This window comes from Rhizobium lentis, assembly GCF_014200175.1.
GTDB lineage: Bacteria > Pseudomonadota > Alphaproteobacteria > Rhizobiales > Rhizobiaceae > Rhizobium > Rhizobium mulingense.
In genome coordinates this window covers 284,302-307,492 of record NZ_JACHBD010000009.1, presented here as the reverse complement: position 1 = coordinate 307,492, position 23,191 = coordinate 284,302, and the positions used below count along the sequence as shown (strand labels likewise).

The 23,191-nt window shown below is 60.5% G+C and carries 23 protein-coding genes and 2 pseudogenes; 13 read left to right on the top strand and 12 right to left on the bottom strand.

What is annotated here, in order from left to right:
• The first annotated feature begins 19 nt into the window (after window positions 1-19).
• Window positions 20-277: a GNAT family N-acetyltransferase gene (locus tag GGI60_RS32800; RefSeq protein WP_183918247.1), complete on the top strand. Its 258-nt coding sequence runs from the start codon at window positions 20-22 to the stop codon at window positions 275-277.
• Here the strand turns inward: GGI60_RS32800 and GGI60_RS21910 are convergent, their stop codons facing one another.
• Window positions 278-1,339: an S-adenosylmethionine:tRNA ribosyltransferase-isomerase gene (locus GGI60_RS21910; protein WP_183918249.1), complete on the bottom strand. Its 1,062-nt coding sequence runs from the start codon at window positions 1,337-1,339 to the stop codon at window positions 278-280. It lies immediately after the preceding gene.
• Complete coding sequence (locus tag GGI60_RS21905; protein ID WP_183918251.1) at window positions 1,336-2,058, bottom strand: SDR family NAD(P)-dependent oxidoreductase; 723 nt, start codon at window positions 2,056-2,058, stop codon at window positions 1,336-1,338. Before GGI60_RS21905 ends, GGI60_RS21910 begins: the two co-directional genes overlap by 4 nt.
• Before the next feature lie 85 nt (window positions 2,059-2,143).
• Here GGI60_RS21905 and soxR point away from each other — a divergent pair, with 85 nt between their 5' ends.
• The 8 genes and pseudogenes from soxR to GGI60_RS21870 all read left to right on the top strand — a co-directional run bounded on the left by soxR (window position 2,144) and on the right by GGI60_RS21870 (window position 7,253).
• Window positions 2,144-2,578: a redox-sensitive transcriptional activator SoxR gene (gene soxR, locus GGI60_RS21900; protein ID WP_183918253.1), complete on the top strand. Its 435-nt coding sequence runs from the start codon at window positions 2,144-2,146 to the stop codon at window positions 2,576-2,578.
• Window positions 2,579-3,272: 694 nt separating this feature from the next.
• Window positions 3,273-3,500 carry a CopG family transcriptional regulator gene (locus GGI60_RS21895; RefSeq protein ID WP_183918552.1) on the top strand — a complete coding sequence of 76 codons (228 nt, stop codon included), beginning with the start codon at window positions 3,273-3,275 and terminating at the stop codon, window positions 3,498-3,500.
• Window positions 3,497-3,940 carry a TA system VapC family ribonuclease toxin gene (locus tag GGI60_RS21890; protein ID WP_183918255.1) on the top strand — a complete coding sequence of 148 codons (444 nt, stop codon included), beginning with the start codon at window positions 3,497-3,499 and terminating at the stop codon, window positions 3,938-3,940. Before GGI60_RS21895 ends, GGI60_RS21890 begins: the two co-directional genes overlap by 4 nt.
• 488 nt (window positions 3,941-4,428) lie before the next feature.
• On the top strand, window positions 4,429-5,022 hold the full coding sequence (locus GGI60_RS21885) for an alpha/beta fold hydrolase (RefSeq protein WP_183918257.1): 594 nt from the start codon (window positions 4,429-4,431) through the stop codon (window positions 5,020-5,022).
• 18 nt (window positions 5,023-5,040) lie between these two features.
• Window positions 5,041-5,433: an ester cyclase gene (locus GGI60_RS21880; RefSeq protein ID WP_210314618.1), complete on the top strand. Its 393-nt coding sequence runs from the start codon at window positions 5,041-5,043 to the stop codon at window positions 5,431-5,433.
• A 215-nt stretch (window positions 5,434-5,648) separates the two neighbouring features.
• Window positions 5,649-5,743, top strand: a pseudogene (locus tag GGI60_RS32135) (cold-shock protein); the annotation flags it as partial.
• A gap of 539 nt (window positions 5,744-6,282) precedes the next feature.
• Window positions 6,283-7,104: an IS6 family transposase gene (locus GGI60_RS32645; RefSeq protein WP_312862812.1), complete on the top strand. Its 822-nt coding sequence runs from the start codon at window positions 6,283-6,285 to the stop codon at window positions 7,102-7,104.
• Complete coding sequence (locus GGI60_RS21870) at window positions 7,086-7,253, top strand: PfkB family carbohydrate kinase (protein WP_183918553.1); 168 nt, start codon at window positions 7,086-7,088, stop codon at window positions 7,251-7,253. Before GGI60_RS32645 ends, GGI60_RS21870 begins: the two co-directional genes overlap by 19 nt.
• Before the next feature lie 184 nt (window positions 7,254-7,437).
• Here GGI60_RS21870 and GGI60_RS21865 read toward each other — a convergent pair.
• The 6 genes and pseudogenes from GGI60_RS21865 to GGI60_RS21840 form a co-directional block, all read right to left on the bottom strand.
• A pseudogene (locus tag GGI60_RS21865) lies at window positions 7,438-7,753 on the bottom strand (hypothetical protein); the annotation flags it as partial.
• Between the two features lie 33 nt (window positions 7,754-7,786).
• On the bottom strand, window positions 7,787-8,608 hold the full coding sequence (locus GGI60_RS21860; protein WP_183918554.1) for an inositol monophosphatase family protein: 822 nt from the start codon (window positions 8,606-8,608) through the stop codon (window positions 7,787-7,789).
• Window positions 8,609-8,639: 31 nt separating this feature from the next.
• Complete coding sequence (locus GGI60_RS21855) at window positions 8,640-9,701, bottom strand: ABC transporter ATP-binding protein (RefSeq protein ID WP_183918261.1); 1,062 nt, start codon at window positions 9,699-9,701, stop codon at window positions 8,640-8,642.
• Complete coding sequence (locus GGI60_RS21850; protein ID WP_183918263.1) at window positions 9,698-11,920, bottom strand: ABC transporter permease; 2,223 nt, start codon at window positions 11,918-11,920, stop codon at window positions 9,698-9,700. The genes GGI60_RS21855 and GGI60_RS21850 overlap by 4 nt, the downstream gene beginning before the upstream one ends.
• A gap of 68 nt (window positions 11,921-11,988) precedes the next feature.
• Window positions 11,989-13,017 carry an ABC transporter substrate-binding protein gene (locus GGI60_RS21845; RefSeq protein WP_183918265.1) on the bottom strand — a complete coding sequence of 343 codons (1,029 nt, stop codon included), beginning with the start codon at window positions 13,015-13,017 and terminating at the stop codon, window positions 11,989-11,991.
• A gap of 120 nt (window positions 13,018-13,137) precedes the next feature.
• Window positions 13,138-14,160, bottom strand: a complete 1,023-nt coding sequence (locus GGI60_RS21840; protein ID WP_183918267.1) for an ABC transporter substrate-binding protein — start codon at window positions 14,158-14,160, stop codon at window positions 13,138-13,140.
• A gap of 216 nt (window positions 14,161-14,376) precedes the next feature.
• Here GGI60_RS21840 and GGI60_RS21835 point away from each other — a divergent pair, with 216 nt between their 5' ends.
• The 4 genes from GGI60_RS21835 to GGI60_RS21820 are packed head-to-tail and all read left to right on the top strand — an operon-like array spanning window position 14,377 to window position 18,395.
• Window positions 14,377-15,117, top strand: coding sequence for a response regulator (locus tag GGI60_RS21835; RefSeq protein WP_183918269.1), 741 nt, complete (start codon window positions 14,377-14,379; stop codon window positions 15,115-15,117).
• Window positions 15,114-17,207: an ATP-binding protein gene (locus GGI60_RS21830; RefSeq protein WP_183918271.1), complete on the top strand. Its 2,094-nt coding sequence runs from the start codon at window positions 15,114-15,116 to the stop codon at window positions 17,205-17,207. The genes GGI60_RS21835 and GGI60_RS21830 overlap by 4 nt, the downstream gene beginning before the upstream one ends.
• Window positions 17,208-17,239: 32 nt before the next feature.
• Window positions 17,240-17,740 (top strand): NUDIX hydrolase, encoded by a 501-nt coding sequence (locus GGI60_RS21825; protein WP_246720449.1) that lies wholly within the window; start codon window positions 17,240-17,242, stop codon window positions 17,738-17,740.
• Between the two features lie 43 nt (window positions 17,741-17,783).
• A complete protein-coding gene (locus GGI60_RS21820; RefSeq protein ID WP_183918273.1) occupies window positions 17,784-18,395 on the top strand; it encodes a 2'-5' RNA ligase family protein in 612 nt (203 codons plus the stop codon).
• 307 nt (window positions 18,396-18,702) lie between these two features.
• Here GGI60_RS21820 and GGI60_RS21815 read toward each other — a convergent pair whose 3' ends face one another.
• From GGI60_RS21815 to GGI60_RS21800, 4 genes are all read right to left on the bottom strand, one after another.
• Window positions 18,703-19,596: an amidohydrolase family protein gene (locus GGI60_RS21815; protein ID WP_183918275.1), complete on the bottom strand. Its 894-nt coding sequence runs from the start codon at window positions 19,594-19,596 to the stop codon at window positions 18,703-18,705.
• 65 nt (window positions 19,597-19,661) lie between these two features.
• Window positions 19,662-20,639, bottom strand: a complete 978-nt coding sequence (locus GGI60_RS21810) for a substrate-binding domain-containing protein (protein ID WP_183918276.1) — start codon at window positions 20,637-20,639, stop codon at window positions 19,662-19,664.
• 40 nt (window positions 20,640-20,679) lie between these two features.
• Window positions 20,680-21,690 (bottom strand): ABC transporter permease, encoded by a 1,011-nt coding sequence (locus GGI60_RS21805; protein WP_183918278.1) that lies wholly within the window; start codon window positions 21,688-21,690, stop codon window positions 20,680-20,682.
• A complete protein-coding gene (locus tag GGI60_RS21800; protein WP_183934852.1) occupies window positions 21,687-23,189 on the bottom strand; it encodes a sugar ABC transporter ATP-binding protein in 1,503 nt (500 codons plus the stop codon). The genes GGI60_RS21805 and GGI60_RS21800 overlap by 4 nt, the downstream gene beginning before the upstream one ends.
• Window positions 23,190-23,191 lie beyond the last annotated feature (2 nt).

Below are 23,191 nucleotides of genomic sequence, written 5' to 3'. Positions count from 1 at the left end.
CGAAGAATCGTGCAACAGCTTGTTTTCACATTTGCCTTGGGGTCATAACGTCAAAGCGGTCGGGCGGATATCCTTTATTGCAGCCGAGAACGGATCGGTCTGTGGTTTCGGCGGTTTTGAACCCACTGGCCGCGATATCCTGCTCCAGTCGATTGCCGTAGCCCCAGGCCACCAAGGTCGGGGCATCGGCAAGAAGATCATGTTTGACGCCCTTGAACGGGCTCGCCGATTCGGCGCCCCCAAGCCCATCTGCCATCTGCAGCGTATGAATCGATGATCATGTGGCACGAGGGGCAGGTTCGCGCCGATAAAGCAGCGGTTGCCGGTTGAGCAGCATTGAATCGCCGAATTCATGCGCACGGTAACCGCATGCAGTTAGAGCGGCGGAGGCACTGGCGAGGAGGCCATCATCGGCAAAGGCGCGCAACAGCTCGAAATGGCTTTCGCCGGGCTGGTGGACGCCTGTCAGAAGCACATCGACGACGCGGAGCGGAGTGCCCTGTGCGATACGCCCTGTTGCAATACCATCGCCAGCACGCACGCTGCCATCGGGATTGGCGGCTGCTTCAAGTGCGCGCACGACGCTCGTGCCGATCGCGATGATGCGGCTGCCCCTGAGCTGCGCCCGGGCTACCTGCGCCACGGTACATTCAGGGATGTGGTACGGCTCGTCGAAGGGAAGGCGCGAGTCGAGCGCAGGATCGCCGGTGGAAGAAATGCCCGCGGCATGCGTGAGTGTTGCAAAACCGATCTCGCGCCGACGCCAAGCGTGCAGTGTGCGCCAGTTGAGCGCGAAGGAAGCCGATGGCGCCTCGAACGCGACCGGCCGGGCGGCAATTCTCGTCCAAACATCCCACAGTGCCAGCGGCTCGGGACCATGCGCGTATTGAATCGGCCTTCCATGCTGCGCCAATCCTGTAAACATGGCTGCTCGGGTGCCTTGGAAGCTAAGCTCAAGAAGGCGAGGATGGTCGAGAATGCGCTTGACGACGGCTTGAAGTGGGCCGAGCTGGAGACGATCGCCTGATGACAGCGCAGGCGGCGGTAGCCGATCTTCCGTGCGGGTGCGGTAATCGCCCGAGCCGAAGACGATCGCAAGGAAGCGGACTGGAGCGGAAGGTGACAGCCAGCCGGCTAAGCGGATCTCGATTGTCTTTCCACATTGGAGATGCGTGCCGTGCAGGCTGGCAGGCAAGGTCGCAGCGTCGTTGGCGACCACCAGATCGCCAGGATCGAATAATGCCCCGAGGTTAGCCCGCGGCAGGTCGCGCATCGTGCCGTCCGCTTCAACAAGGAGCAGTCTGGCCGATGTCCGATCGAGGCGATCAGCGGCGATCACGCGTGGGCTCCGGCGATAAGCGCAGCGTGACCCGGCAGCGCGTCGAGCATCTTTTCGATGATCTCGGCAGCGGCCAGTTCCGGATCTTTCAAGGTCGACCGATCGGCGTCCGGTAGCGCCAGTGCGTGCAGCGGGGTGTCCATATCCCCAGGGTCGAGCACAAGAAGTCTTATCCCATCGCTTTTCGACTCCTCGTCCCAAATCGCGGTCAGATGGGCAACTGCTGCCTTGCTCGCGCCGTATGCGCCCCAGCCGGGATAGGCGTTGACCGCCGCGTCGCTGGAGATGTTGATCACGAGCCCGCCGCGGCCCTCGCGCGCCGACGTGGCAAGCGCACCGAATAGGGCTTTCGTCAGCCGGAAGACGCCGAGAACGTTGACCACGAGCGTCGCTTCCAGCTCCTCGCACTCCGTATCGGCAAGAAGCGCCAGAGGCACAGGACCGAGGCTCGATGCATTGTTGATCAGGACGTCGACCCCGCCAAGGTTGGCAGTGACCTGCATCGCGATCGGATAGATATCTTCCTTCTTGCCGATGTCGGCGACAATGCCATGCGCGCCCGTCTCGGCTGCGACGCGTTCGACATTCGCGGCGGTACGGGCGACGAAAGCGATGCTCGCACCCTTCTCTGCAAGCTGCCGCACAAGCGCCAGCCCGAGGCCGGAAGTGCCGCCGGTGATCCCTACGCGAAGTCCTTGAAGATCGATATTCGCCTGCATTGCGGTGCTCCTTCAATGGGTACGCCTAACTGCTACAAGTTCAAGTGAACTTGAAGTCAAGAGAGCTTCGTGCTTTTATTTATGCATGGATCCGATGCTGACCATCACCGACGTGTCGCGACGCAGCGGCGTTGCCTCATCAGCTCTGCGCTTCTACGAGGAGCGTGGGTTGATCGCATCCGAGCGCGCCGGCTCGGGACATCGACGCTACCACCGGTCCGCATTGCGTCGGATCGCTTTCATCGTCTTTGCACAGCGGATCGGGTTGACGCTTGAGGAGATCGGCGCCGAGCTCGCCAAGCTGCCGGCCGATCGCGTACCGTCACGTCGGGATTGGTCGCGGTTGTCGAGCGTGTGGGCAAAACGCATCGACCAACGCATAGCCGAGTTACAGCGCCTGCGGTCTGGTCTTGGCGAATGCATCGGTTGCGGTTGCCTGTCGATCGACCGATGTAACTTGGCGAACCCTGCCGACGTGGCAGGGCGCAAAGGCCCGGGGGCGAGGTATTGGCTGGGGTGAATGAGAAGGCGAGTATTCCTCGCGATGGGCGATTCCGGCTGGGGCGGAGCTAGTGACGGTGTTAACCATGAACTCGGCGGCGGAGCCAGTCAGCCCTGGCTGACTTGCGAGCTATAGCCCAAGTCAGGCTCATGCTCGGCAGTGTCGCTACAGGCGTTTTTAACTTCTGCGATTTGACGCCGGCGCCTAGCCTTGTACCACCGCATCAATGCCGGCCGGTTCAGCGACCGACAGTATCGTTATTTGCTTGATGACGCTCGTTTGGTGGTGTGTATGTTTTACAACAAAAACGCTTATCTTTTGATCTTCTGCTGCACGAGAATGCCGTTCTGCCGGCTGCATCACTCAATGCGGAACGCTCGGGCCAGAGCAGTCGTCCCGCCTCCCGGGCGCCGCTATGCTGAGGCTCCTGCGGCCGCCATTGTTCCGCCCTTAGCTGTTTAGTCCGGGGATTTGCTGGAGCGGATCAATGGACATTGCATGTCGGAAGAATGCTCGACGATGCGGGCTTTACTTTCGTCTGACGCATTGAGCAGGTTCGAAGACGCGTAGTTCGTGCACAGATTTGAGAATGTGATTCAGCCGTTTTCACCGTGAAGATTGGCTCAATGGTGCGTGCTTTCGGTATCCACCTTGAGAAGGCCGACAACTTACTTTATATGATGCGTGATGTTTGATGCGCGATGAGGCGGATGTGAGAACGACCTTGGCAATCGACGACGATGTCCTGATCGCCGCAAAAGCGATGGCAACCCAGCAGCACCGGAGCGTCGGCGAGGTCATTTCTGAACTCGCGCGACGTTCTCTGCGCCGACCGCCCAGCAGCAGCGAGCGCAATGGCATTCCTCTCCTGTCAGCTCGGCCGGATGCGCCGCCAGTGACGCTCGAAATCGTGAACGCCTTGCGTGACGAACTGCCGTGACTTTCCTGCTCGACGTCAATGTGCTGATTGCCTTAATCGATCCGGGCCATGTAGCTCATGATGATGCGCACGAATGGTTCGCGGCGATGGCTCAGACCGCGTGGGCTACCTGCCCTATTACTGAAAATGGTGTCATCCGGATCGTCGGCAACCCCAAATATCCCAACTCTCCCGGTTCACCGTCACTTGTGATGGAGATCGTCCGCAAATTGCGGTCGCTCCCCGGTCACAGTTTTTGGCCGGACGATGTGAGCCTTGTCGGGTCAGGTGATATCGCTCCCACGAAAATCCTAACATCGGGACAGGTAACTGACACCTACCTGCTTGCGTTAGCCAAGGCGCGTGGTGGCCAGTTGGCGACATTCGATCGCAAGCTCTCAGCGGCAGCGGTTACAAGGGGCAATTCTGCCTTGCACCTGATCACCACGAGTAGATCGTGAGTTCCCGGTCGATCCTTTATGCGATCTTTTTAGTCCGGAATGTGAACACCATGGTGTTGGGACCGCTACACCGGCTTTGCTAAAAGCTCAACTTACCAATATTTCGGACCCTAAATTGATCCCATATCTCTGTATCGAACCAAACATCTGTAGCGAGGTAGGAAAAAACATCCTGTGGAATGTTTTATACCCAACCGGACGCTCCAACGCGTTGAGCGTTGGTCGTTTGGATCGAGCTCTAGAAAGCCCAGCTCCAAGGAAACGTTTCCCGAGTCAAAAGTTATATCAGTCATTTGTACAAAGCATGTTTGATCACAGGGAGAAGGTCCGTCGATCTTTTACTGAAAATAATTTCCAAGCCGTTTAAGTTGTATACCATATTCAACACTTCCAGCAGATGATATTTCTTTTACCGCTCCCGAAAAGCTCTGCAAGAGAACTTGCTCATTAATTGCGCGGAACAATGACCCTGGTCTGGGCAGGTTAACATGCTGAACAAATTGGGACTTTTTAGGCGTGACTGGGTCATTGTTCGGCGCCTATGGTGGGGTCAGACACGACGCCGAGACACATACGACATCATCGACGTCAAGGGGCAACGGCACCCTGCGGCCCCAACATTGGAAAAGGTCTTCTGGTATCAGCACCTGGTCCAGACGGAGCGCGGACGCGATTGCCTGTCGCATCACCGCCGGGATCTCTGCCGCATATTGTGGAGCGAGTGGTCTCCGGGCTGGCAGTTCGATGATGCGACGTTTACCAAGTCGGCGGACGCGTTCGAAAATCCTGACTTCGTGGACGTGGTGATTAGCTGCTATCGGCATTCTTTCGGCCTCGAGGCAGGTGAGATGGCAATGCAGGAGTTCGAGGCCCTGCTAGCCCAAAAGCCCGAAATAACCGTGCCGGCTGTAACCATTGACGGTACCAACGACCCCCTGAAGCCCGGAGGGACGTCGGACCATGCAAAAATGTTTGTCGGGTTCCACGAGCATCGCGTCGTTGGCGCCGGAAACAACGTGCCACAGGAGCAACCCGAGGAGTTCGCGCGCGCTATCCTCAGGGTCCAAGAGCAGATCAACTGAAGCCCAAGGATGAACGAGATGACTTCCCCACTTTCGGAGTTGTATCAAGAATACATTGATTGCCTGAACACCCGGGACTGGGACAATCTGGCAAACTACGTCAGTACCGAGGTCGCCTACAATGGGGAGATCGTCGGACTTGATGCGTATCGACAGGCGCGGGAGAAAGAGGCTCGTGAGATCCCAGACTTGTACTACAAAATCGACATCCTGGTCTGCGACGACAATACGGTGGCGAGCCGCCTCGAATTTGACATCAGCCCAACCGGCGAGTTTCTCGGCCTTCCAGTCAACGGCCACCGCGTGTCGTTCTGCGAAAACGTCTTTTACCAATATAAGGGCGGCAAGATTGTCCGGGTATGGTCGGTGCTCGACAAAGCCGCGATCGAGGCTCAGCTTTCCTCCCAGTAAACCGAACAGACCGACCACGCTTTTCCTGGACGGTCCTCTTGGCATCACGAGCCAAAGTTCACATCGCGAATTCCTTGGTGGTCGACGACCGGCGCTTCACAATCAACGTTTTCCGGCCCTGTGAAATCCTTGAATCGATGCTCTCGGTTTGCGTCTTCCCGCATGGCTATGGACCAAGCACGCGTTGCTGGGCGCCAGTCCAACGGTAAATGCTCTTCGGCGCTTCCCTGGCGGATGGCAGAAGGTCAGCTACGAGTTGGGCCAAGACCGGAAGACGGGAAAGAAGGCTGAGAACGTTAGCGTCCTGTGAAATCAAATCCCCGGTCTCGTCGAAAAGGCAAGATCGGGGCAATAGGATCGTCTTCGCCTTGATGGGAATCGAACCACCGCTGCGCCGTGGCTGCGAAGGAGGATTTCGAGGGGGGCTTCATGACCTCGGTGCGCCAGCTGGTGCAAGCGGAGGTTTTCGATACCTAGCTTGCCGGTCAAACAGTTCTTTCTTCTTTGCCATTCCTTTGGATGCCTACGCGTCTTGCTGGTATTCAGAGCAGCGTAGTTATCACAGGATTGTGGAAAACGGAGTCGATAGTTTTCGCGCCGCAAAAAATCTGTGTACGTTTAGCGCCGGAGAGCGAACGATGACCCAAAGACTATCCTTTAAAACGAGCAATTAACAGGAGCAAGAGCCGTGGCGGAGAAGGCACGGCCATAATCCTATGCTGTGCTATCTCCTGGATCTTGCCATTGTCGAAGCGGAAGAACAGCGCGGTCGTCGAGGGCCTCAGAACAACTCGCGACGGCGATGTCACGTTGTCTGTGGCTTAACGGTTGGCGGACAACTGGGCGGGGATGAGCGAAGGTACCATCAGCTACAAGAACCACCGCTTTCCGCCGCAGATCATCGCCCGCGCGGTCTGGCTTCATTTCCGGTTCCCTTTGAGCCTGCGGCTGGTTGAGGAGATGCTGTTGGAGCGCGGGGTTGTTGTGTCGTATGAAACGATCCGCCGATGGGGCCGCAATTTCGGTCCGACCTATGCAAAGCAACTGCGCCGCAAGAAGCCTTCGCGAGCAGACATCTGGCATCTGGGCGAAGTGGTGATTTGCATCGCCGAACGAAAGCACTGGCTGTGGCGCGCCGTCGATCAGGCCGGCTATGTTCTCGATGAGATCGTCCAGACCCGCCGCGATACCAAGGCCGCCAAGCGATTGCTGATCAGGCTGCTAAGGAAGCAAGGTCTCATGCCGAAGCGCATCGTCACCGACAAACTGCGCTTGTACGGAGCGGCAAAGCGGGAAGTCATGCCAGATGTCGAACATCGATCTCACAAGGTCTCAACAACCGGGCGGAGAACTCTCACCTACCGCTGCGAAAACGAGAAAGGACGATGCAGGGATTTCGATCGGCCGGCGGCGCGCAGCGCTTCGTATCGATCTTTTCGGCAGTCAGAAATCTCTTCGTCGCACCACCTCAAAAAGGCTCAGCTCTCGCCACCCACATCCATCGAATCCGCGCCATGGCGCGGTGGAAGGCCGTCACCGGCGCACGTGCCTGATTTCGCAGATCCACAGCCTCTTCGATCACTGATGAAACCACGTGACATCGCCGGCGCAATTGTCACAGCGGGCGGCGAAGGCCGGGCGAGGAATTTTCGATCGAAGCCGTCAAGGTAAAGCTGGTCAGCACGCATGGCGCCGGCGATGAATTCACCGGCGTACTGGCCGCCGAAATCGCAAAGGGGACCCGAATGGAGGACGCGCTCCGCGCCGCCAATCATGCAGCCGCTGTGCTTGTCAGCACGCCGCGCGACACCATTCGGTAAACGATATTCAGCTATTCATCGAATAGGTGGCCCACCCGTGCTTAAGGGAATCGACGCCACCGTCAATGCCGAATTGAAGCGATCGTCAGGACATCGGATCCTCGGCCTTATGGATGCTTCATCCCGAAGATGGGCATCGTGTGAGACTGACGCGCGTGGCCAGGTCGCTGCGCTAAACTGAATATCAATGAAAATTCCTTCTATTCACCTTCAACGTATCGATGTGAAGGTCAGGCACTTATCCCGAGCCAGACACTATGCCGAGCCCGAATCCCCGGAGGCGCTTTTTCGCGCGCATCCGGAGTTCCGGGAGAGCCATGGGCGAACGCGTCGCCGCGGCCGGTTGGCGGATAAAACGTACCGTCACGCCCGGCAAGCCCTGACAAATCCGCCGAAAGGTCGAAGAGCTGCTGGGCGACCAGGTGAACCACCTCGCCTTCCCGCTGGATCTTGCCGTTGATCGCCATCATGCTGGCGCCGAGCACCACCCGGCGCGACCGGCCGGAGGCGAAGCAGGCGGTCCCTAACCCCGCTCACGATCCGGACCCATTGCCGCCATTGGCATTGTGGATCGCCAACAATTCCGCATAGGCCGAAACGTTGCTCGCCAGGACCGGTTGCCCCTTCAGCAGATCTTCTCCCGCGGCCGAAAAAGACAGATATTGACCTCCGGCTTCTTTGACCAGGCAGTAACCCGCCATGCAGTCCCAGGCTCGCATATGAGGTTCATAGTAGCCGACCAGTCGGCCTGCCGCCACATAGGCGAGCATAAGCGCGCCGGAGCCGTTTCGGATAAAGGTGCCGCCGTTCTTGAGCACGGCCGATATGATAGAGCCGACACGCTCCGGCGCCACATGCGTATTGCAGCCGATGCCCGTCATCGCGTTCTGAATTGTTCGGGATGGATCAAGTGACAGCATCTCTCCGTTCAAGCTTGCACCGAGGCCCAGAGCAGCGGCATATAGCTCATTGGCGCACGGGACATGGATCACGCCGATGACTGGGACGCCGTCATGAAGGACAGCGATCGAAACGCACCACGTCGGCATGCCGTTAACAAAGGGCGCGGTCCCATCGATCGGATCGACTACCCAAGTGTAGCCCGAGCTTCCCACTTCATGGCCAAACTCCTCCCCGAGGAAGCCGTCGTCGGGAAATGCTGCAGCGACCCGCTCCCGCAGGAAAGTCTCGACATCTCGATCTGCTATCGACACCACATCCTGAAGGTCGCGTTTTGTCTCGATCACCAGAGTGTCCCGCTTGTTGAAATAGTCGAGTGCAAGCGTACCCGCTTTCTCGGCGAGAGATTTTGCGAGAGCGAAACGCTGCTCCAGGTTTGCATCATGTACGATCATACTGCGATCCTTTATTCGAATTTCAAATGTTTCAGGCATTGATCAGCGCAATGCCGCGGTTCTCAAACCCGAGCGTTACATCGCTCGTAGGCGGCAGATTTCTCTCGACGGCATGGTCGATGATGAAGAGCGTCCCGACGTCGGTCTCGATCTCATATTCGACGTGTCCGCCGAGATATGCACTGTGGAGAACGCGTCCGGCCAGGCCCTGCTGGCCCGGCGCCGCTATGGTGATCGATCCGGGCCTGACCGCGAGTTTCGCCATGCCGGGCTTTGCGCTGCGCCCCGGCAGGCGATGGTCCACACCAGCCACGCGGATAAGCGCCTCCGCACCTTCAATGCGGATCACCTCGCAGGGGATGACATTGGCTTCTCCCATGAAGTCGGCGATGAAGGAGGAGGCTGGCGCTTCGTAAAGCTCGCGCGGCGTCCCGGACTGGGCGATCTCGCCATCCTTCATGACTATGATGCGATCGGACACCGCCAGAGCCTCATCCTGATCGTGCGTGACATAAACCGCGGTGAAGCCGAGACGCTGCTGAAGCTCGCGGATATCGGTACGCACCTTCCGGCGCAAGCGCGCATCGAGGTTGGAGAGCGGCTCATCGAGCAGCAGTACCTGCGGCTCCAGCACCAGTGCGCGGGCAACAGCAACGCGCTGCTGCTGACCGCCTGAGAGTTCGGCGGGAAGGCGGCCGCCCATGCCGGCAAGGCCGACCAGCGCCATTCCCTCCTCCGCCTTCTCCCGTGCTTCCTTCCGACTGAGGCCGGAGGATTCCAGACCATAGGCGACGTTGTCGCGGGCATTCATATGCGGAAACAGCGCATAGGACTGGAAGACCATCGAGACATCGCGCTCATTGGCGGGCAGCATGGTGACGTCCCTCCCACCGATGAGGATTTTTCCGGCTGAAGGATGTTCGAGGCCGGCAAGCATGCGCAGCGTCGTCGTCTTGCCGCAACCGGAGGGGCCAAGCAAGGTGACGAGCGTGCCGGGCTCGATGGTGAGCGACAGGTCGGCAATGGCGGTGAAGGCGCCGAACGTCTTGCGCACGTTCTGGAAGACGACGGAACCGGCTTTCTGATTGATCATGCGATTTTCTCCTGACGAGAGGAAGCGGAGGTGGCGAGGCCGGCGACGCGGTTTTCACGGCGCAGGCGCCGTTCGCCCACGATGAGCTGGAAGCCGGCGATGACGGTGATCATCACGACGATCAGCATGGAGGAATAGGCAATCGCCACGCCGTATTCGCCATTCTCGACGAGGCCGACGATGTACGAGGTCGCCATGTTGTACTCGGCGCTGACGAGGAAGATGACGGCGCTGATGGAGGTGATGGCACGTACGAAGGAATAGACGAGCGCGGCAGTGATGGCAGGACGCAGGAGCGGCAGGATGACTTTGCGGATCGTGCGGAAGCTGTTGGCCCGGAGTGTCAGCGAGGCCTCATCCAGGCTCTTGTCGAGCTGACTCATCGCCGCGATGCCGCCGCGCACGCCGACCGGCATGTTGCGGAAGACGAAGCAGGCGATCAGGATCAGCGCCGAGCCAGTCATTTCGAGCGGAGGCAGGTTGAAGGCCATGATGTAGCTGACGCCGATGACCGTGCCGGGAATGGCAAAACTCATCATCAGGGCGAATTCGAAGGCATTTTTACCAGCAAACTTTTGACGCACGATGATATAGGCTGTCAGCAGACCGACGGCGGCGGTCAGCGGGGCGGAGACCAGCGCGATCTCCATCGTCGTCCAGAACGAGTTCCAGGCGACACCCGTCCAGGCGATGCCGTTTTCGAAGCTGATCGAGAAGGCCTTGGCGTAGTGGTCGAGCGTCAGCGAATTGTCGAGGCCCCAGGTCTTCACGAAGCCGCCGATCAGGATCATGCCGTAGATGACGAGCGTGAAGAGGATCCAGGGAACGACGACGGCGTGGACGCCGATCGACAGCCCGCGCGGTAGGGCGATATGCGACCCGCTATCGCCCTTGCCGGTGACGGTGGCAAAGTTCTTGCCCGACAGCCAGACGCGCTGGGCAAGGAAGGCGGAGAGCGTGAAGGCGAGCAGCACCATGGCGAGCACGGCGGCCCGCGAGGGATCATTCTGCGAACCGACGACGGCGAAGAAGATTTCCGTCGAGAGCACGCCATGGCTGCCGCCGAGAACCAGCGGATTGCCGAAATCGGCCATGCTTTCGATGAAGCCGATGAGGAAGGCGTTGGCGAGACCCGGCTTCATCAGCGGCAGCGACACTCGCCGGAAGGTACGCCAACGGTCGGCGCGCAGCGTCGTGGAGGCCTCCTCCATCGACGGGCTGACGCCTTCGACGACTCCGATCAGCACGAGGAAGGAGATTGGCGTGAAGGACAGGACCTGCGCGATCCAGATGCCGGTCAGGCCGTAGAGCCAACGGCCGGGCTCTAAGCCGAACAGTTGCGACAGCCCCTGCGTGACGACACCGGCGCGGCCGAAGAGCAGCGTCAGCGCCAGACCGATCACGAAGGGCGGCGTGATGATCGGCAGGATCGTCAGCAGCCGCAGGCCCTTCTTGAAGGGAAAGCGCGTGCGGGTAGCCACGAGTGCGAAGGCAAGCCCGAGCAGGGTCGAGCCGAGGCCGGTCATGATAGCCAGCCACAGCGTGCGCCAGGCGACGCCGCAGCGGCCGGCGCCGATTACACAGTTGAGGCTCCAGATGCTCGGATCCTGGATGTTGCGGCCGAAGTTATCCGCATTGAACGAGCCGTCGAAATCCTGCACTGAACCGACGAACATGCTGCCGATCGGGTAGAAGACGAAGACGGCGACGAGGAAGACCAGCAGGGCGATTGCGCTGACGACGAAGGCATCGCCCTTCATCGCGCCGCGCTCGGCAAGGCCGAAGGCGAAGAGCAGCACGAAGGTGATGGAAGAGAGGACCGCACCCGCCCCCATGGCGGGCTGGCCGTTCGAGAGCGGGCCGAAGAGCGTTTCGCTCACCGTCCAGTTCCAGCCGGAAAAGCCGATGGCCAGGCCCTGGAGCGAGAGGAAGAGAACGCCGATCGCGCCGATCCAGGCGAGCGCGGCGCCGCGGCGCATCGGGTCCGCCATGCCGCGAGCCGCAACTGCCAGGAGAAGGAGCACGAGCGCAGCGGCAAGCCATAGCCGACCATGCGCGAATATCTGTACGAGACCGGGGGCGGCCTCCGTGGAAGGGGGAAAACCGGGCAGCCAACCGAGCCCGAAAAAGCCGTTCTCGATCCGATACCAGGGCAACAGGGTCAATGCGACCACGCCCAGGAGCAGGACCACGTCCAGCCTGCGATTGCCATGTCTCATGGCTGACCTCGCTGTTTTTGAGTGTAGGAAGGCGGCGCCTGTGGAGGCAGGCGCCGCCTGTCAGGACATCAATTGGCGGCGGCGCCGATTTCGCGATCCCAGCGCTCCAGCAGTTCCTTGCGCTTTGCCGGGTCGCCATAGGTCTTGAAGTCGTAGTCGATCAGCTTGATGTCCTCGAAGCGCGGCGCCTCCTTCGGGATGGTCGCACTCTTGTTGGAAGGCAGCTGGAAGGATTTGGCATCCTTCATGCGGGACTGGACCTCTGCCGTCAGCGCCCAGTCGTACCAGATCTTCGCATTGTCGAGGTTGCGCGCACCTTTGATGATGGACATGGAGCCGATCTCATAGCCGGTGCCTTCGCAAGGCGTGATCGACTTGACCGGAAAACCTTCCGCCGTCTGCGTCACCGCGTCATGCACGAAGACAATACCGAGCGCCGTCTCGCCGCGAGCAGCCGCCTTGACGGGCGCCGAGCCCGACTTGGTATATTGCGAGACGTTGCCGTTCAGCTTCTTCAGGTAGTCGAAGGCTTGATCCTCGCCCATGATCTGCACCAGCGAGGCGAGCGCCGTGTAGGCGGTGCCGGAAGAATTCGGATTGGCGATCTGGATTTCGCCCTTCAATTCCGGTGCCAGAAGGTCGGCCCAGCAGACAGGCTCCTTATAGCCCTTGGACTTGAAGATTTCCGTATTGTAGCCCCAGCCGAGCGCGCCGGCGTAGACGCCGACCGTCTTGTAGCCGGAGCTTTCAGCCTGCTTCTTCGCCCAGTCGTTGAGTTCATCGAGCTTCGGCGACTTATATTCCAGCGTCAGATTTTCCGCCGCCGCCTGAAGATGCGGGTCGCCCGTGCCGGCCCACCAGATGTCAGTCTTCGGGTTGCGGGCCTCGGCGCGCACCTTGGCATAGGTCTCGCCGGACGAGAGGCGAACCATGTTCACCTTGATGTCCGCATGCGCCTTCTCGAAATCGCCCTTCATCTGCTCGCAGATGACGACGTCGGCCGAGCAGATGAGGTTGAGTTCGCCAGCCGCCTGCGCCGGTAGTGCCCCGAGCGCCGTGCCGGCGAAGAGCATGAGGGAAAGGGTACTGATTTTCATGCGGGTATCCTCCTGTTGCCTGGGTTAGATTTTTCCCATGAACGAGACACAGCGAGGCCTTCGGCCTGCTCGCGGCGGCGCGTTCACGATTTCGGATTGCTGTTTGTCTAAAGGGCTCGATCAGTTCGTCGCGGCGATTTCCGCATCGAACCTGCGGAGCAGTCGACTTCGTTCTTCCGGCGAGCCGAAGGTGTCGAAGTCATAGTCCACCATCTTGATCATCGAAATGTCAGGTGCTGCGAGCGGCAGGCTGGATTTCGCGTTTGATGGCACCTGGTTCTGGCCGGACGCCGCTCCGGTCCCCTGCCCTTCCGGGCTCAGGGCGAAATCGACGAACCGCTTTGCTTCCTCGATGTTCTTCGCACCTTTGACGATGCTCACGGCACCGATCTCGTAGCCGGTGCCTTCGCAGGGTGCGACGATCACAAGCGGAAAGCCCGCCTGCTTCTGCGTGACGGCATCATGCATGAAGGAAATGCCGATGAGCGTTTCTCCGCGCGCCGCCGCCTTGATAGGCGCGGATCCGGAGGGGGTGTAACGCTCGATATTGCGGTTGAGCGCGGCGAGATAACGGAAGGCCTCGTCCTCGCCGAAGAGCTGGACCAGCGTCGCAAGCGTGGTGAAGGCGGTGCCGGACGAATTCGGATTGCCGCTCTGGATGCGGCCGCGATAGGCGGTATCGGTCAGGTCCTTCCAGCATGTCGGCGCCGGCAGCTTCAGCTGGCGTAAGAGATCGGCATTGTAGGCAAACCCGAGCGCCCCGGCATAGATGCCGGCCGAGCGGCCGCCGGACATGGCGAAGAAATTCTGCGCCCAGGGCAGCATGTCGCGCTCGTGGGCCGGCTGGTAGGGTTCGAGAAGATTTTCAGAACCAGCCTGCAGATGGGTGTCGCCCGTGCCGCCCCACCAGACATCGACGGTCGGCGCTGCTTTCTCCGCGCGGATCTGATTGAGGATATCGCCGGTGCTCTTGCGGGTTACCGAAATTTCGTGCCCGCTCTTTGCCTCATAGGCCGTCTTCATCGCGGCGCACCACATCTCGTCCACACCGCACAAAACGGTGAGCGACGGGGCAGCCATGCCGGTGCCGGTGCTCGCCAGCCACAAAGCCGCGACCGCGCTGAAAGCGGTGATGCCTCTCACGATTTCCTCCCATTGGACCTTGCGTTCCAATCTCCGCAATAAGGATGTCACATCTGCTGCCTTGCGCAATGGAAGAATGGTTACGGTTCTTACAGCTTTGTCCGCGACGTACCCCTCAAAAATGACAAAGGTTACAAATGTGACAAAGCGCATAATACGAGCCCGCTTTGAAGATCGTGACAGCCCTGCATATAATGGATGCGGGAGGACGTGCATGTGTTGAATGATAGAATCAGCATTCTGATCGTCGAGGACGATCCGGACATGGCGGAGCTTATCTCCGACCTCGTGGAGGCGGAGGGCTGGACGCCGCTTACCGCGCCGTCGGCGGAGGAAGCGGCGATCGTGCTTTCGCGCGAAACGGTGCATCTCGTGCTCGTCGACCATAACCTGCCCGGCACCTCAGGCCGCACCTTCGCGCAGCGCCTGCGGGCGCAGACCAATATCGGCATCGTCATGGTGACGGCTGCCGGCAGCGCCGCGGACCGGGTGCTCGGCCTCGAAACGGCGGCCGACGACTATGTCGTAAAGCCCTTCGAGCCCATCGAATTGACGGCGCGCATCAAGGCCGTGCTGCGCCGGACCATCCCCTCGCTGAAGCCGGAGCGGGAAAGCGAACGGGAGCACGAGCCCACATCCCTGAAGCTCGGCGACTGGTCGGTCGATCTTAAGGGCCGCCGCGCCATCTGCCGCACCGATCCTGCCAAGTCGCTCACGAGCGCCGAATTCGCGCTGCTCGAAATCCTCGCCGAAACGCCGAACGCACCCGTCAGCCGCGCACAGATCCTCGACCGGCTGGGCGCCGAAAGCGAGCGCTACATCGACCGCAATGTCGACGTGCTCGTGCTGCGTCTGCGTCGCAAGATCGAGCGCAATCCGGACCTGCCCCGCCATATCAAAACGCGCCGCGGCAAGGGCTATGTTCTCGACACCGATGACGGCGAGATTGCACCGTGATCAGCCGTCCCTTCCTCTCCTCCATCGCCTTTCGCCTGCCCTTTGCCATCGCCTTCATCTGCGTGCTTGTCTTCAGCCTGGCGACCATCGCCGTCTACGGCCTGCAGCGGGCTCGTCAGGAGATGGCCGCCTATGGCCTGCAGGCGTTTTCGAGTCTTGCCAAGGCCTCGCTGGTGTCGCGGCAGGTTTCCGATCTCGTCTCCAGCGCACCCTTCTTGATGAACGCGACCTCGCCCTACCGGGTTTCCAGCGAAAGCCGATCCGTCGTCGTGCAGGTCGATACGTTGCTGCGCGCCATGCAACCTGAAAACGACGGGGCTGCCGCAAAGGGTTTTGCGAGCAGCCGTATCGTCGAGCTGCTGGAAACGATCCGCACGCAGACGACGGCGCTTGCAGGCGATGCGGAATCCGCCCAGCAGCATAAGGCGGAGGCTGCGGCAGCGCTCGGCGAGATCGCAACCGGCAGCGGCATTGCGGATGTCGACTTCCGCGGTCGGCTGAACGCCGTCGTGCAATCCGCCTCCAATTCGGACAGCCTCTTCCAGCTCGGCGAATTGCGCCGGCGCTACGTCTTCGAAACCGCCCCGCGCCTCGAACCCGCCGCGCCGGACATCCGGATTGCCGTCGCCGAGCTTGCGCCTTACGAACGGGTGTTCGAGGCACAGACACGCTATCTCCTCGAAATGTTTGCCATCCGCACCGCCGTCTCGCGCCTGCATACGGTCTCGCGCGATCTGTCGCATGCGACGGAAACCCAGAGCGAGGCCGTTGCCCGCAGCCTCAGCGACGACCTCGTCTCGACCTCCGACGCCTTGAGCCGCATCCTGGTCATCGTCGCGGTCGCCTCGCTGCTGGTGCTGGCAATGGCCGTGGTCTCGATCCGCTCCGTCATGCGCGTCTCACGCGGCATCGTCGCCCTTTCGAACGGCATGAACGCATTGGCAGAAGGGCGCAAGGATGTCGATGCGCCGCGTTATGACGGGACAGAAACCGAGCTGGTGCGCCTGCTCGAGGCCTTCCGCGCGTTCCGCGAGAGCGTCGAGCGCGTGACGCGGCTGCGGCGCACGGCGGAGGCGGCCGCGCGCACCATCCGCTCAACCTTCCGCAGCATGAACGAGGGCATCGCGCTGTTCGATGCGCGCGGCCGGCCGATCACCATGAACCGCCGTGTCATCGAGCTGGTCGGGTGGTCTGGTTCGGCCAGGAAATTACCGATTCGAAGCTTCGTGACGCCGCTGCCAGAAATCGATCCGGCACTCCTGCCTGCCGAGGACGACGCAGGCCTGCTCACCGACCGGTCGGTGCTGCGCCACCGCTCCGACGTCGGGCGGGTAACGGAAGTGTCGCTATCGCGCCAACCCGACGGAGGCATCGTGCTGCTGGCGCGCGATATCACCGATATGGACCGGCAGGAGGCGGAGGCAGCAAAGATCCAACGCCTCGACGGTATCATGCGCATGACCCATCAGGTGAGCCACGAGGTCGGCAACATGATCGGCATCATCACCGGCAGCCTCGGCCTGCTTGAGCGGGAGACCGGCTTCAATGACCGGCAGAAGCGACACCTCGCCCGCATCCGCAAGGCTGCCGACCGCGGCAGGTCGCTGGCCGGCAGTATGCTTTCCATCGGCAGCCAGCAACCGATCCACCCTGGCGAGGTAGAACTCGGCTCGGTGCTGCGCGGCATGGGCGACGTGCTGGAAATTGCCATCGGCGAAAAATGCCGGCTTGCTTTCGAGATATCCGACGGCCTGCCCACCGTCCTCATCGACACGGCGCTCTTCGAACAATCGATCCTCAATCTCTGCCTCAACGCCTCCGCAGCCATGCCGGAGGGCGGAACGATCCTCATCCGCTGCTCCCGCAGCGAAGCAGGTGTGATCGTCAGCGTGATGGACGACGGCATCGGCATGACCCCTGAGGCCGTCGACAAGGCTTTCGAGCCCTATTACACAACCCGCGATGCGGAAGGTGGCGCAGGTCTTGGCCTCGCCATGGTTTATGGCTTCGTCCGACAGAGCGGCGGCGACGCACGCATTGCCTCGACGCCGAGTAAGGGAACGGTCGTCGAACTACTGTTTCCGACGTGAATTGCGTTCCGCTCCAGCTTGTCAGGAATCGTATGACGCCCCAACTTCGCGACATGAAAAAGGTCAAAACGCAATTGAGTCGGCTGGCTGCCCACGCCAAGACCATCCTCGATGGTGGGTCTGCGCAGCAGTACGGCGCCTTGTGTTTTCGCGCAATCGCCGACGACGGCGTCGAAGTTCTCCTGGTCACGACCCGTGAGACTGGGCGCTGGACGATACCCAAAGGATGGCCAATCGAGGGGTTAGCTCCTCATGAAGTGGCCGAAAGAGAAGCATGGGAAGAAGCCGGTGTGAAAGGACGGGCCAAGAAGCGCATCTTTGGTCACTTCGTCTACATCAAATCGCTTCCGGATGGGCTGCAGGTACCCGCTTTTGTTGAGGTTCATTTGCTCAAGGCGCGTGACACCAAGAAGCGTTTCCCGGAATGCGGGGAGCGCACGATCGTCTGGATGCGGCCCGCTGAAGCTGCGTCTCTCGTCAATGAGCCCGAATTGCGAGGCCTACTGCGTCGGATGGAGAAGCACGCGGCTTGAGAGGGCCTGTGGCCGGGTTTGCACTAGAAGGAGGGGCCGCGTTTTGCTTCAAACGAAGATCGATGCGCTATGGCTGAGAGAATGCTGCGCTTTTCATTTGCAATACTTTCCCGACGCCAAATTGCTGTCAAAGCTCAATGACTTGCAGGACCGCATCGAGCAGCAGAGTACTGCCCCGCTTTTGCGCCTTCCTATCACAAGCCTGCACATGACGGTCGTAACTTTGATCGACGCGGTGGCCCACTCTACAATTCCAAACTCCGCGGTTTGGAGCTTGAAAGGGGATCACTGGACCGAGATCGTCGATAAGCTTGTCGCGAAGACGCCGCCAATTGAGCTCGAATTCAGCGAAATCGCTACTTCGGAGGCCGCTGTTTTCATAAAGGCGCCCGAGCCGCCAGAACTGCGTCAACTGCGTTCAGCCATTTCAAATGCCATCTGCTTCGAAAATCGCCATCCGAAACCGCCCCAGATAGCTCACATAACGTTGTTCAGGTTTTCTGCTGCGGAACCGATATCGGAGGTCAACTTGGACAGCGGATTTACCCCGATCAGCGTCACTGTTCGATCCCTTCAATTGTTGGAAGAAAGAGTGTATCCGAGCATCCAGATCAATAAGCTGAGTGCGCCGATGCTGCGGGGCGTCGCCCAGTGAAGCATCGCGAGCACCCACCGCAGCAGATTCCGGCAGCCACGCAAGGTGAACGAAGCCGCTCCTAAGGACTGCTTTCCGCCCTCCCACTTCGGCTTGTGTGTTCCGGTCGATCCATTATGCGATCCTTTTAGCCTAAGAGGTGAACCCCCTAGCCACAAACCGGACCCTGGCCCGGAAAGCTCTCGCCGTTCCAGAACCGGTGACCCGCTATTCAGTGTCAGTGGCGTGCGGACGTCCTGGTCCGCATCTCCGATGCAACCGGATCAGGTGGTGAGTGGCCGACATGTACGCCGGCCCCGAAACAGCGCTATAGCCGATAGAAGCGCGCGGCGTTGTCGTGAAACAGTGCGAGGCGCTCGTTTGGAGAATAGCTGGCGGTGATGGACTTGAAGCCGTCCATGATCTTGTCGTAGCTGCCGAACAGCTTGTCGACCGGGAAGTTCGAGGCGAACATGCACCTCTCGATGCCGAACGCTGCGATCGCCTCGTCGACATAGGGCCTGATGCTTTCGACCGTCCAGGTCCAATCGCCCATTCCGAGACCTGAGATTTTACACGCGACATTGGGCGCCTGCGCAAGCATGCGCATCCCACTTCGCCACCCCTCGAAATGGCTTGGGCCGTCAACCTGCATGCCCGTGTGGTTCAGTATGATCTGTACATCGGGAAAATCGCGGGCAAGATCGAGAAATTCTTCCATTTGCCAATAGTAGAGCTGGAGGTCGAAACTGAGATCCCGTCGGGCAAGTTCCTCGAAACCTCTGCGCCACTCCGGCGTGCGGCTAATGCCAGGTTCGGTCAGGTAGGTCTTGGCAGGATCCTGGTGGTAGTTCATCGACTGCCGAATGCCGCGGAAGTTCGCGTACGACATGTGCTCGTCGAGCAGATCGGCGACATCCGGCTTGCGGAGGTCGGCATATCCGACGATGCCGTGAGGAAAACCGTGTCTGTCAGCCACGCCCTGCAGCCACCGCGTCTCACCAGCCGGATCCTTCGGATCGTATCCGACGTCGAGATGGACTGCCTTTACGAGGTTCTGATTTTTGGCGTCCGCCAGAAAGTCGTCGATGAGGTAAGTCTTGTTAATGGCGGTATAGTCGCCGAAGGCAGACGGTTTCACGCCGTCCGACAGCCACGGATAGTAGTTGTTGTCGAGATCCCACAGATGAAAATGCGGATCGATGATCGGGAGGTCTTTCATGCCTGCTGCCCTTCAAGAGAACGCTGAAAAGGACGCCGGCCAGAACAGCCGGCGTCCGCATCACCTTAGTTGGTGGGCGGGAACACCCGTGCGATGACGGCCTTCGCTTCCGGCGAGTCAACCTTATCGGCCGTCACCAGCGGCATGACGAGAGCGAGGTCTTTCTTGACCGGCGCACCCGAGATTGCGTTGAACACCTGCTGCGTCCCGTCGATTCCTTGTCCGACCGCCTCCTGGAAGAAGATGCCCTGGATGGCGTTCGACTTCAGCAACGAGATCGTCGTCGGGCTACCGTCTGCAACCGCAATGCCGACCTTGCCGGTAAGGCCGCGGGTCTGCAGCACTTTCGCGGCACCTGTCCCGGCCTCATCATACATGCCGTAAATGGCCTTGATGTCAGGATGGGCGGTGAGCATGTCATTGGCCTGCGTGACCGCCTCGTTGACGGTAAGGCCCCTGGTCTCCAGCATCTGCGCCAGATCGCAGCCGCTCGCCTTGAACGCCTCTTCTGCACCCTTCAGATATTTCTGGGCGTTCTCGCGGTCCTGCGGCAATGAGAGCATGCCGACCTGGTTGCCGCCGCGGTCCTTGGCAAGCTTGCAGACGAATTCCCCCTGCGCCTTGCCGGTCTCGTAGTTGTTTGCCGTAACCGACGACGTATAGTCGGTTTGGCCGGGCTGCGGGCCGATGCCGGCGAAGGCGATCGGGATGTTCTGCGATTTCAGATATGCGAGAAGCGGCGGCGTGCTCGTCGAGCTCACGGGGCCGATCACGATCGCGTCGACGCCCTTGGTCACGGCAGTGCGGGCATTGTCCATCTGCTTGGCCGGCGAATTTTCCGACGTGTACTCGACATAGTCCATGCCGAGTTCCTTGGCCTTCTCCTTCACGCCGTAGCCGACCCACTGCCAGTAGGAGATGTCAAGCGACGGCGCCAGGTACGCCACTGTCTTCTTTTCCTCAGCATGGGCGGCAGCCGAAAGTGAAAGGGCCACCATTGCAACGCCGGCAAACAACCTCACTGCGTGTTTCGTGCTTTTCATTTTCATTCCTCCTCCAAAGACCGGCTTTGCCGGGTTGATGTCAAACGGCCCCCCGCCGCGACTTGCTGAAGCGGTCGATAAGGACCGCGATGAGAATGGCGACGCCGGTGACCGACCCCTGCCAGAAGCTGTTGATGCCGATGAGATTGACGCCGTTCTGGATGACCGTGATCATCAGAGCCCCCAGCACGGCGCCGACCGCGGTGCCCGTTCCGCCGAGCAGGCTTGCACCGCCGATCACGACCGCCGCGATGGCCTGGAGCATCAGGCTTGATCCCGCGGTGGATTCTGCGTTGAGAATGTAGGAGATCGTCAGGAGGCCGGAGAACGATGCAAGCAGCGAGGACGCGACATAGGCCATGAATTTCGTGCGCTTGACCGGGATGCCAAGCAGATAGGCAGCCGTCGAACTGCTGCCGACGGCATAGAACCAGCGGCCAGCCACCATCTTCTTCAGGAAGAGCTCGATTGCGATCAGGAGGACCACGCAGAAGAGGATGTAATTCGGAACGCCGGGTATCAGGCTGCCGCTGTTGAGGAGCCAGAAGTCAGGATCGCCGATCGGCATCGAGCGCCCGTTCGTGACGATGAAAGCGAGCGAGCCGGCAACGGCAAAGGTGATGAGGGTTACGACGAACGGCGCCAGACCGGCGATCGTGACGAGGAAGCCGTTGATCGATCCGAAAACAAGTCCGACGCCGAGACCGATCAGGCTTGCCGATATGCCGCCAAATCCATTTGCCATCGCCTGCGCCGTCACCATCCCGGTCAAGGAGAAGACCGAGCCGACAGATAGGTCGATACCGCCGGTGATGACGACAAGCAGGACACCCAGCGACATGATGATAAGAGGCGCACCGGCCTGGGTGATATTGGCGAAGTTGCCCCAGGTGAGTGCCTGAGGAACCTGCGAGCCGACCGCAAGGGCCAGCAGCACGATGGCCAGAGCGATCGCAATCTCGGTCCTGTAGGCGCTAAAGAGGCTTTCCCTCTGTCTGATTTGTGTTGCCGGCGCCTCGGTCGGCGCGATGTGTGCCCGGGTCCCAGTCATGCGGCCATTCCAGTCAAAGTAACAAGTTTCTCTTCACTGAAGTCATCGCGGTCCATCACGCCGGCACACCGTCCCTCGGTGTCGAAGGCGATGACGCGGTCGCAGACTTCCAGCAGTTCGACATTTTCGGTGGACCACCAGACGATCATCGTGCCTGAAGCGGCCATCTGTCTGATGAGCTGATAGATCTCACGCTTGGTTCCGATATCCACGCCTCTGGTCGGTTCCTCGAGCACCAGCAGTCGGGAGGGCAAGCCCAGCCAGCGGGCAAGCAGCAGCTTCTGCTGCGTGCCACCGCTCAGAGTGCTCGGCAGATCCCAGACGGAAGCGGCCTTCACCTTCAAGGCCTTCAGCAGATCGAGGCATTCGCCCCCTTCAGAGCCGCCGGCGAGGAGCGCGCCTCTGGTCACTCGGCGGGACGCCATCACGTTATCGATGATCGGAAGACTGTGGAGAACTCCCTTGTGTGCGCGATCGCCGGTCACATATCCCGCTCCCAGGCGGGCGGCTTTGCGCGGTGATCCGAGCTGGTCCGGCCATCCCGCATGCGCAACCGTCCATCGCTTCTTGCGGGCGGCGCCTGTCAGCGCTTCGATCAGTGCTGCCGGTCCAGCCGGTGCGCCGGCCACGCCGAGGACGGTGCCCGGCGACAGTTCCAGCCTGAAACCTGCCTCCTCGATGGTAATAGTATCCGTCGCAGCGAAGGTGCCCGACCCGTATTCGGCCCGCGGTGCCCGTTCCGGTGCATGAGAGGCTGCCACCTGCCCCATCTTTTCGATGATGCCGGCGTCTGTCAGCTCTGCCATCGGCTGACGATCGGCTACCGTCCGGCCGTCGCGGATGATCGTGCAGACATTGGCGATCTGCCTGATCTCCTTCATCCGGTGCGAGACGAACACGACCGACAGACCGGTATCCCGGGTGAGCCGCCTCAGGACCTCAAACAGCCTCTCCGTCTCAAGAGCTGTGAGATTGGCAGTCGGCTCGTCGAGGAGGATCAATTCCGCACCCGAAGAAAGAGCCCTGGCGATTTCGACCATCTGAGCTTCGTGGAGGCTCAGGCTGCCCACCAGCCTGTGCAAGGACCTGGCGGCGAAATCCTGGTCGATCATTCTCAGCGCATCGTAGGCCTGTCTCGCTGCGGCCACACGCCGAAACAAGCCCGCACCTCTCCTTTGATGCGGCAGGGCAATGTTTTCGGCGACGGTCAAATGCGGCAGGAGCGCAAGTTCCTGGTGCACGACCGCGACCTTCGCCCTGCCCTCGGCCTCGCTCCGTTCGCTGCCCTCGCTGTCGAAGAAGCGGATCTCTCCATCGTTGCGCGAGGCCGCGCCGGTGATGATCTTGATCATCGTCGACTTGCCGGCGCCGTTACCGCCAAGCAGCGCATGAACCTCCCCTCGCGCAACGGAGAAGTCGACGCCTTTGAGGACCGGGGTCGCACCGTAGGACTTTGTAAGTCCTCGGACGGTGATGACGTTCTTGGACGTTTCGCTCATCG

What these genes read in the sequence shown, in the direction of transcription:
- GGI60_RS21905 (WP_183918251.1), bottom strand. Translation starts at nt 2,058, where the DNA reads ATGCAGGCGAATATCGATCTTCAAGGACTTCGCGTAGGGATCACCGGC.
- soxR (WP_183918253.1), top strand. Translation starts at nt 2,144, where the DNA reads ATGGATCCGATGCTGACCATCACCGACGTGTCGCGACGCAGCGGCGTT.
- GGI60_RS21885 (WP_183918257.1), top strand. Translation starts at nt 4,429, where the DNA reads ATGCTGAACAAATTGGGACTTTTTAGGCGTGACTGGGTCATTGTTCGG.
- GGI60_RS21880 (WP_210314618.1), top strand. Translation starts at nt 5,041, where the DNA reads ATGACTTCCCCACTTTCGGAGTTGTATCAAGAATACATTGATTGCCTG.
- GGI60_RS32645 (WP_312862812.1), top strand. Translation starts at nt 6,283, where the DNA reads ATGAGCGAAGGTACCATCAGCTACAAGAACCACCGCTTTCCGCCGCAG.
- GGI60_RS21860 (WP_183918554.1), bottom strand. Translation starts at nt 8,608, where the DNA reads ATGATCGTACATGATGCAAACCTGGAGCAGCGTTTCGCTCTCGCAAAA.
- GGI60_RS21855 (WP_183918261.1), bottom strand. Translation starts at nt 9,701, where the DNA reads ATGATCAATCAGAAAGCCGGTTCCGTCGTCTTCCAGAACGTGCGCAAG.
- GGI60_RS21850 (WP_183918263.1), bottom strand. Translation starts at nt 11,920, where the DNA reads ATGAGACATGGCAATCGCAGGCTGGACGTGGTCCTGCTCCTGGGCGTG.
- GGI60_RS21845 (WP_183918265.1), bottom strand. Translation starts at nt 13,017, where the DNA reads ATGAAAATCAGTACCCTTTCCCTCATGCTCTTCGCCGGCACGGCGCTC.
- GGI60_RS21825 (WP_246720449.1), top strand. Translation starts at nt 17,240, where the DNA reads ATGACGCCCCAACTTCGCGACATGAAAAAGGTCAAAACGCAATTGAGT.
- GGI60_RS21815 (WP_183918275.1), bottom strand. Translation starts at nt 19,596, where the DNA reads ATGAAAGACCTCCCGATCATCGATCCGCATTTTCATCTGTGGGATCTC.
- GGI60_RS21810 (WP_183918276.1), bottom strand. Translation starts at nt 20,639, where the DNA reads ATGAAAAGCACGAAACACGCAGTGAGGTTGTTTGCCGGCGTTGCAATG.
- GGI60_RS21805 (WP_183918278.1), bottom strand. Translation starts at nt 21,690, where the DNA reads ATGACTGGGACCCGGGCACACATCGCGCCGACCGAGGCGCCGGCAACA.
- GGI60_RS21800 (WP_183934852.1), bottom strand. Translation starts at nt 23,189, where the DNA reads ATGAGCGAAACGTCCAAGAACGTCATCACCGTCCGAGGACTTACAAAG.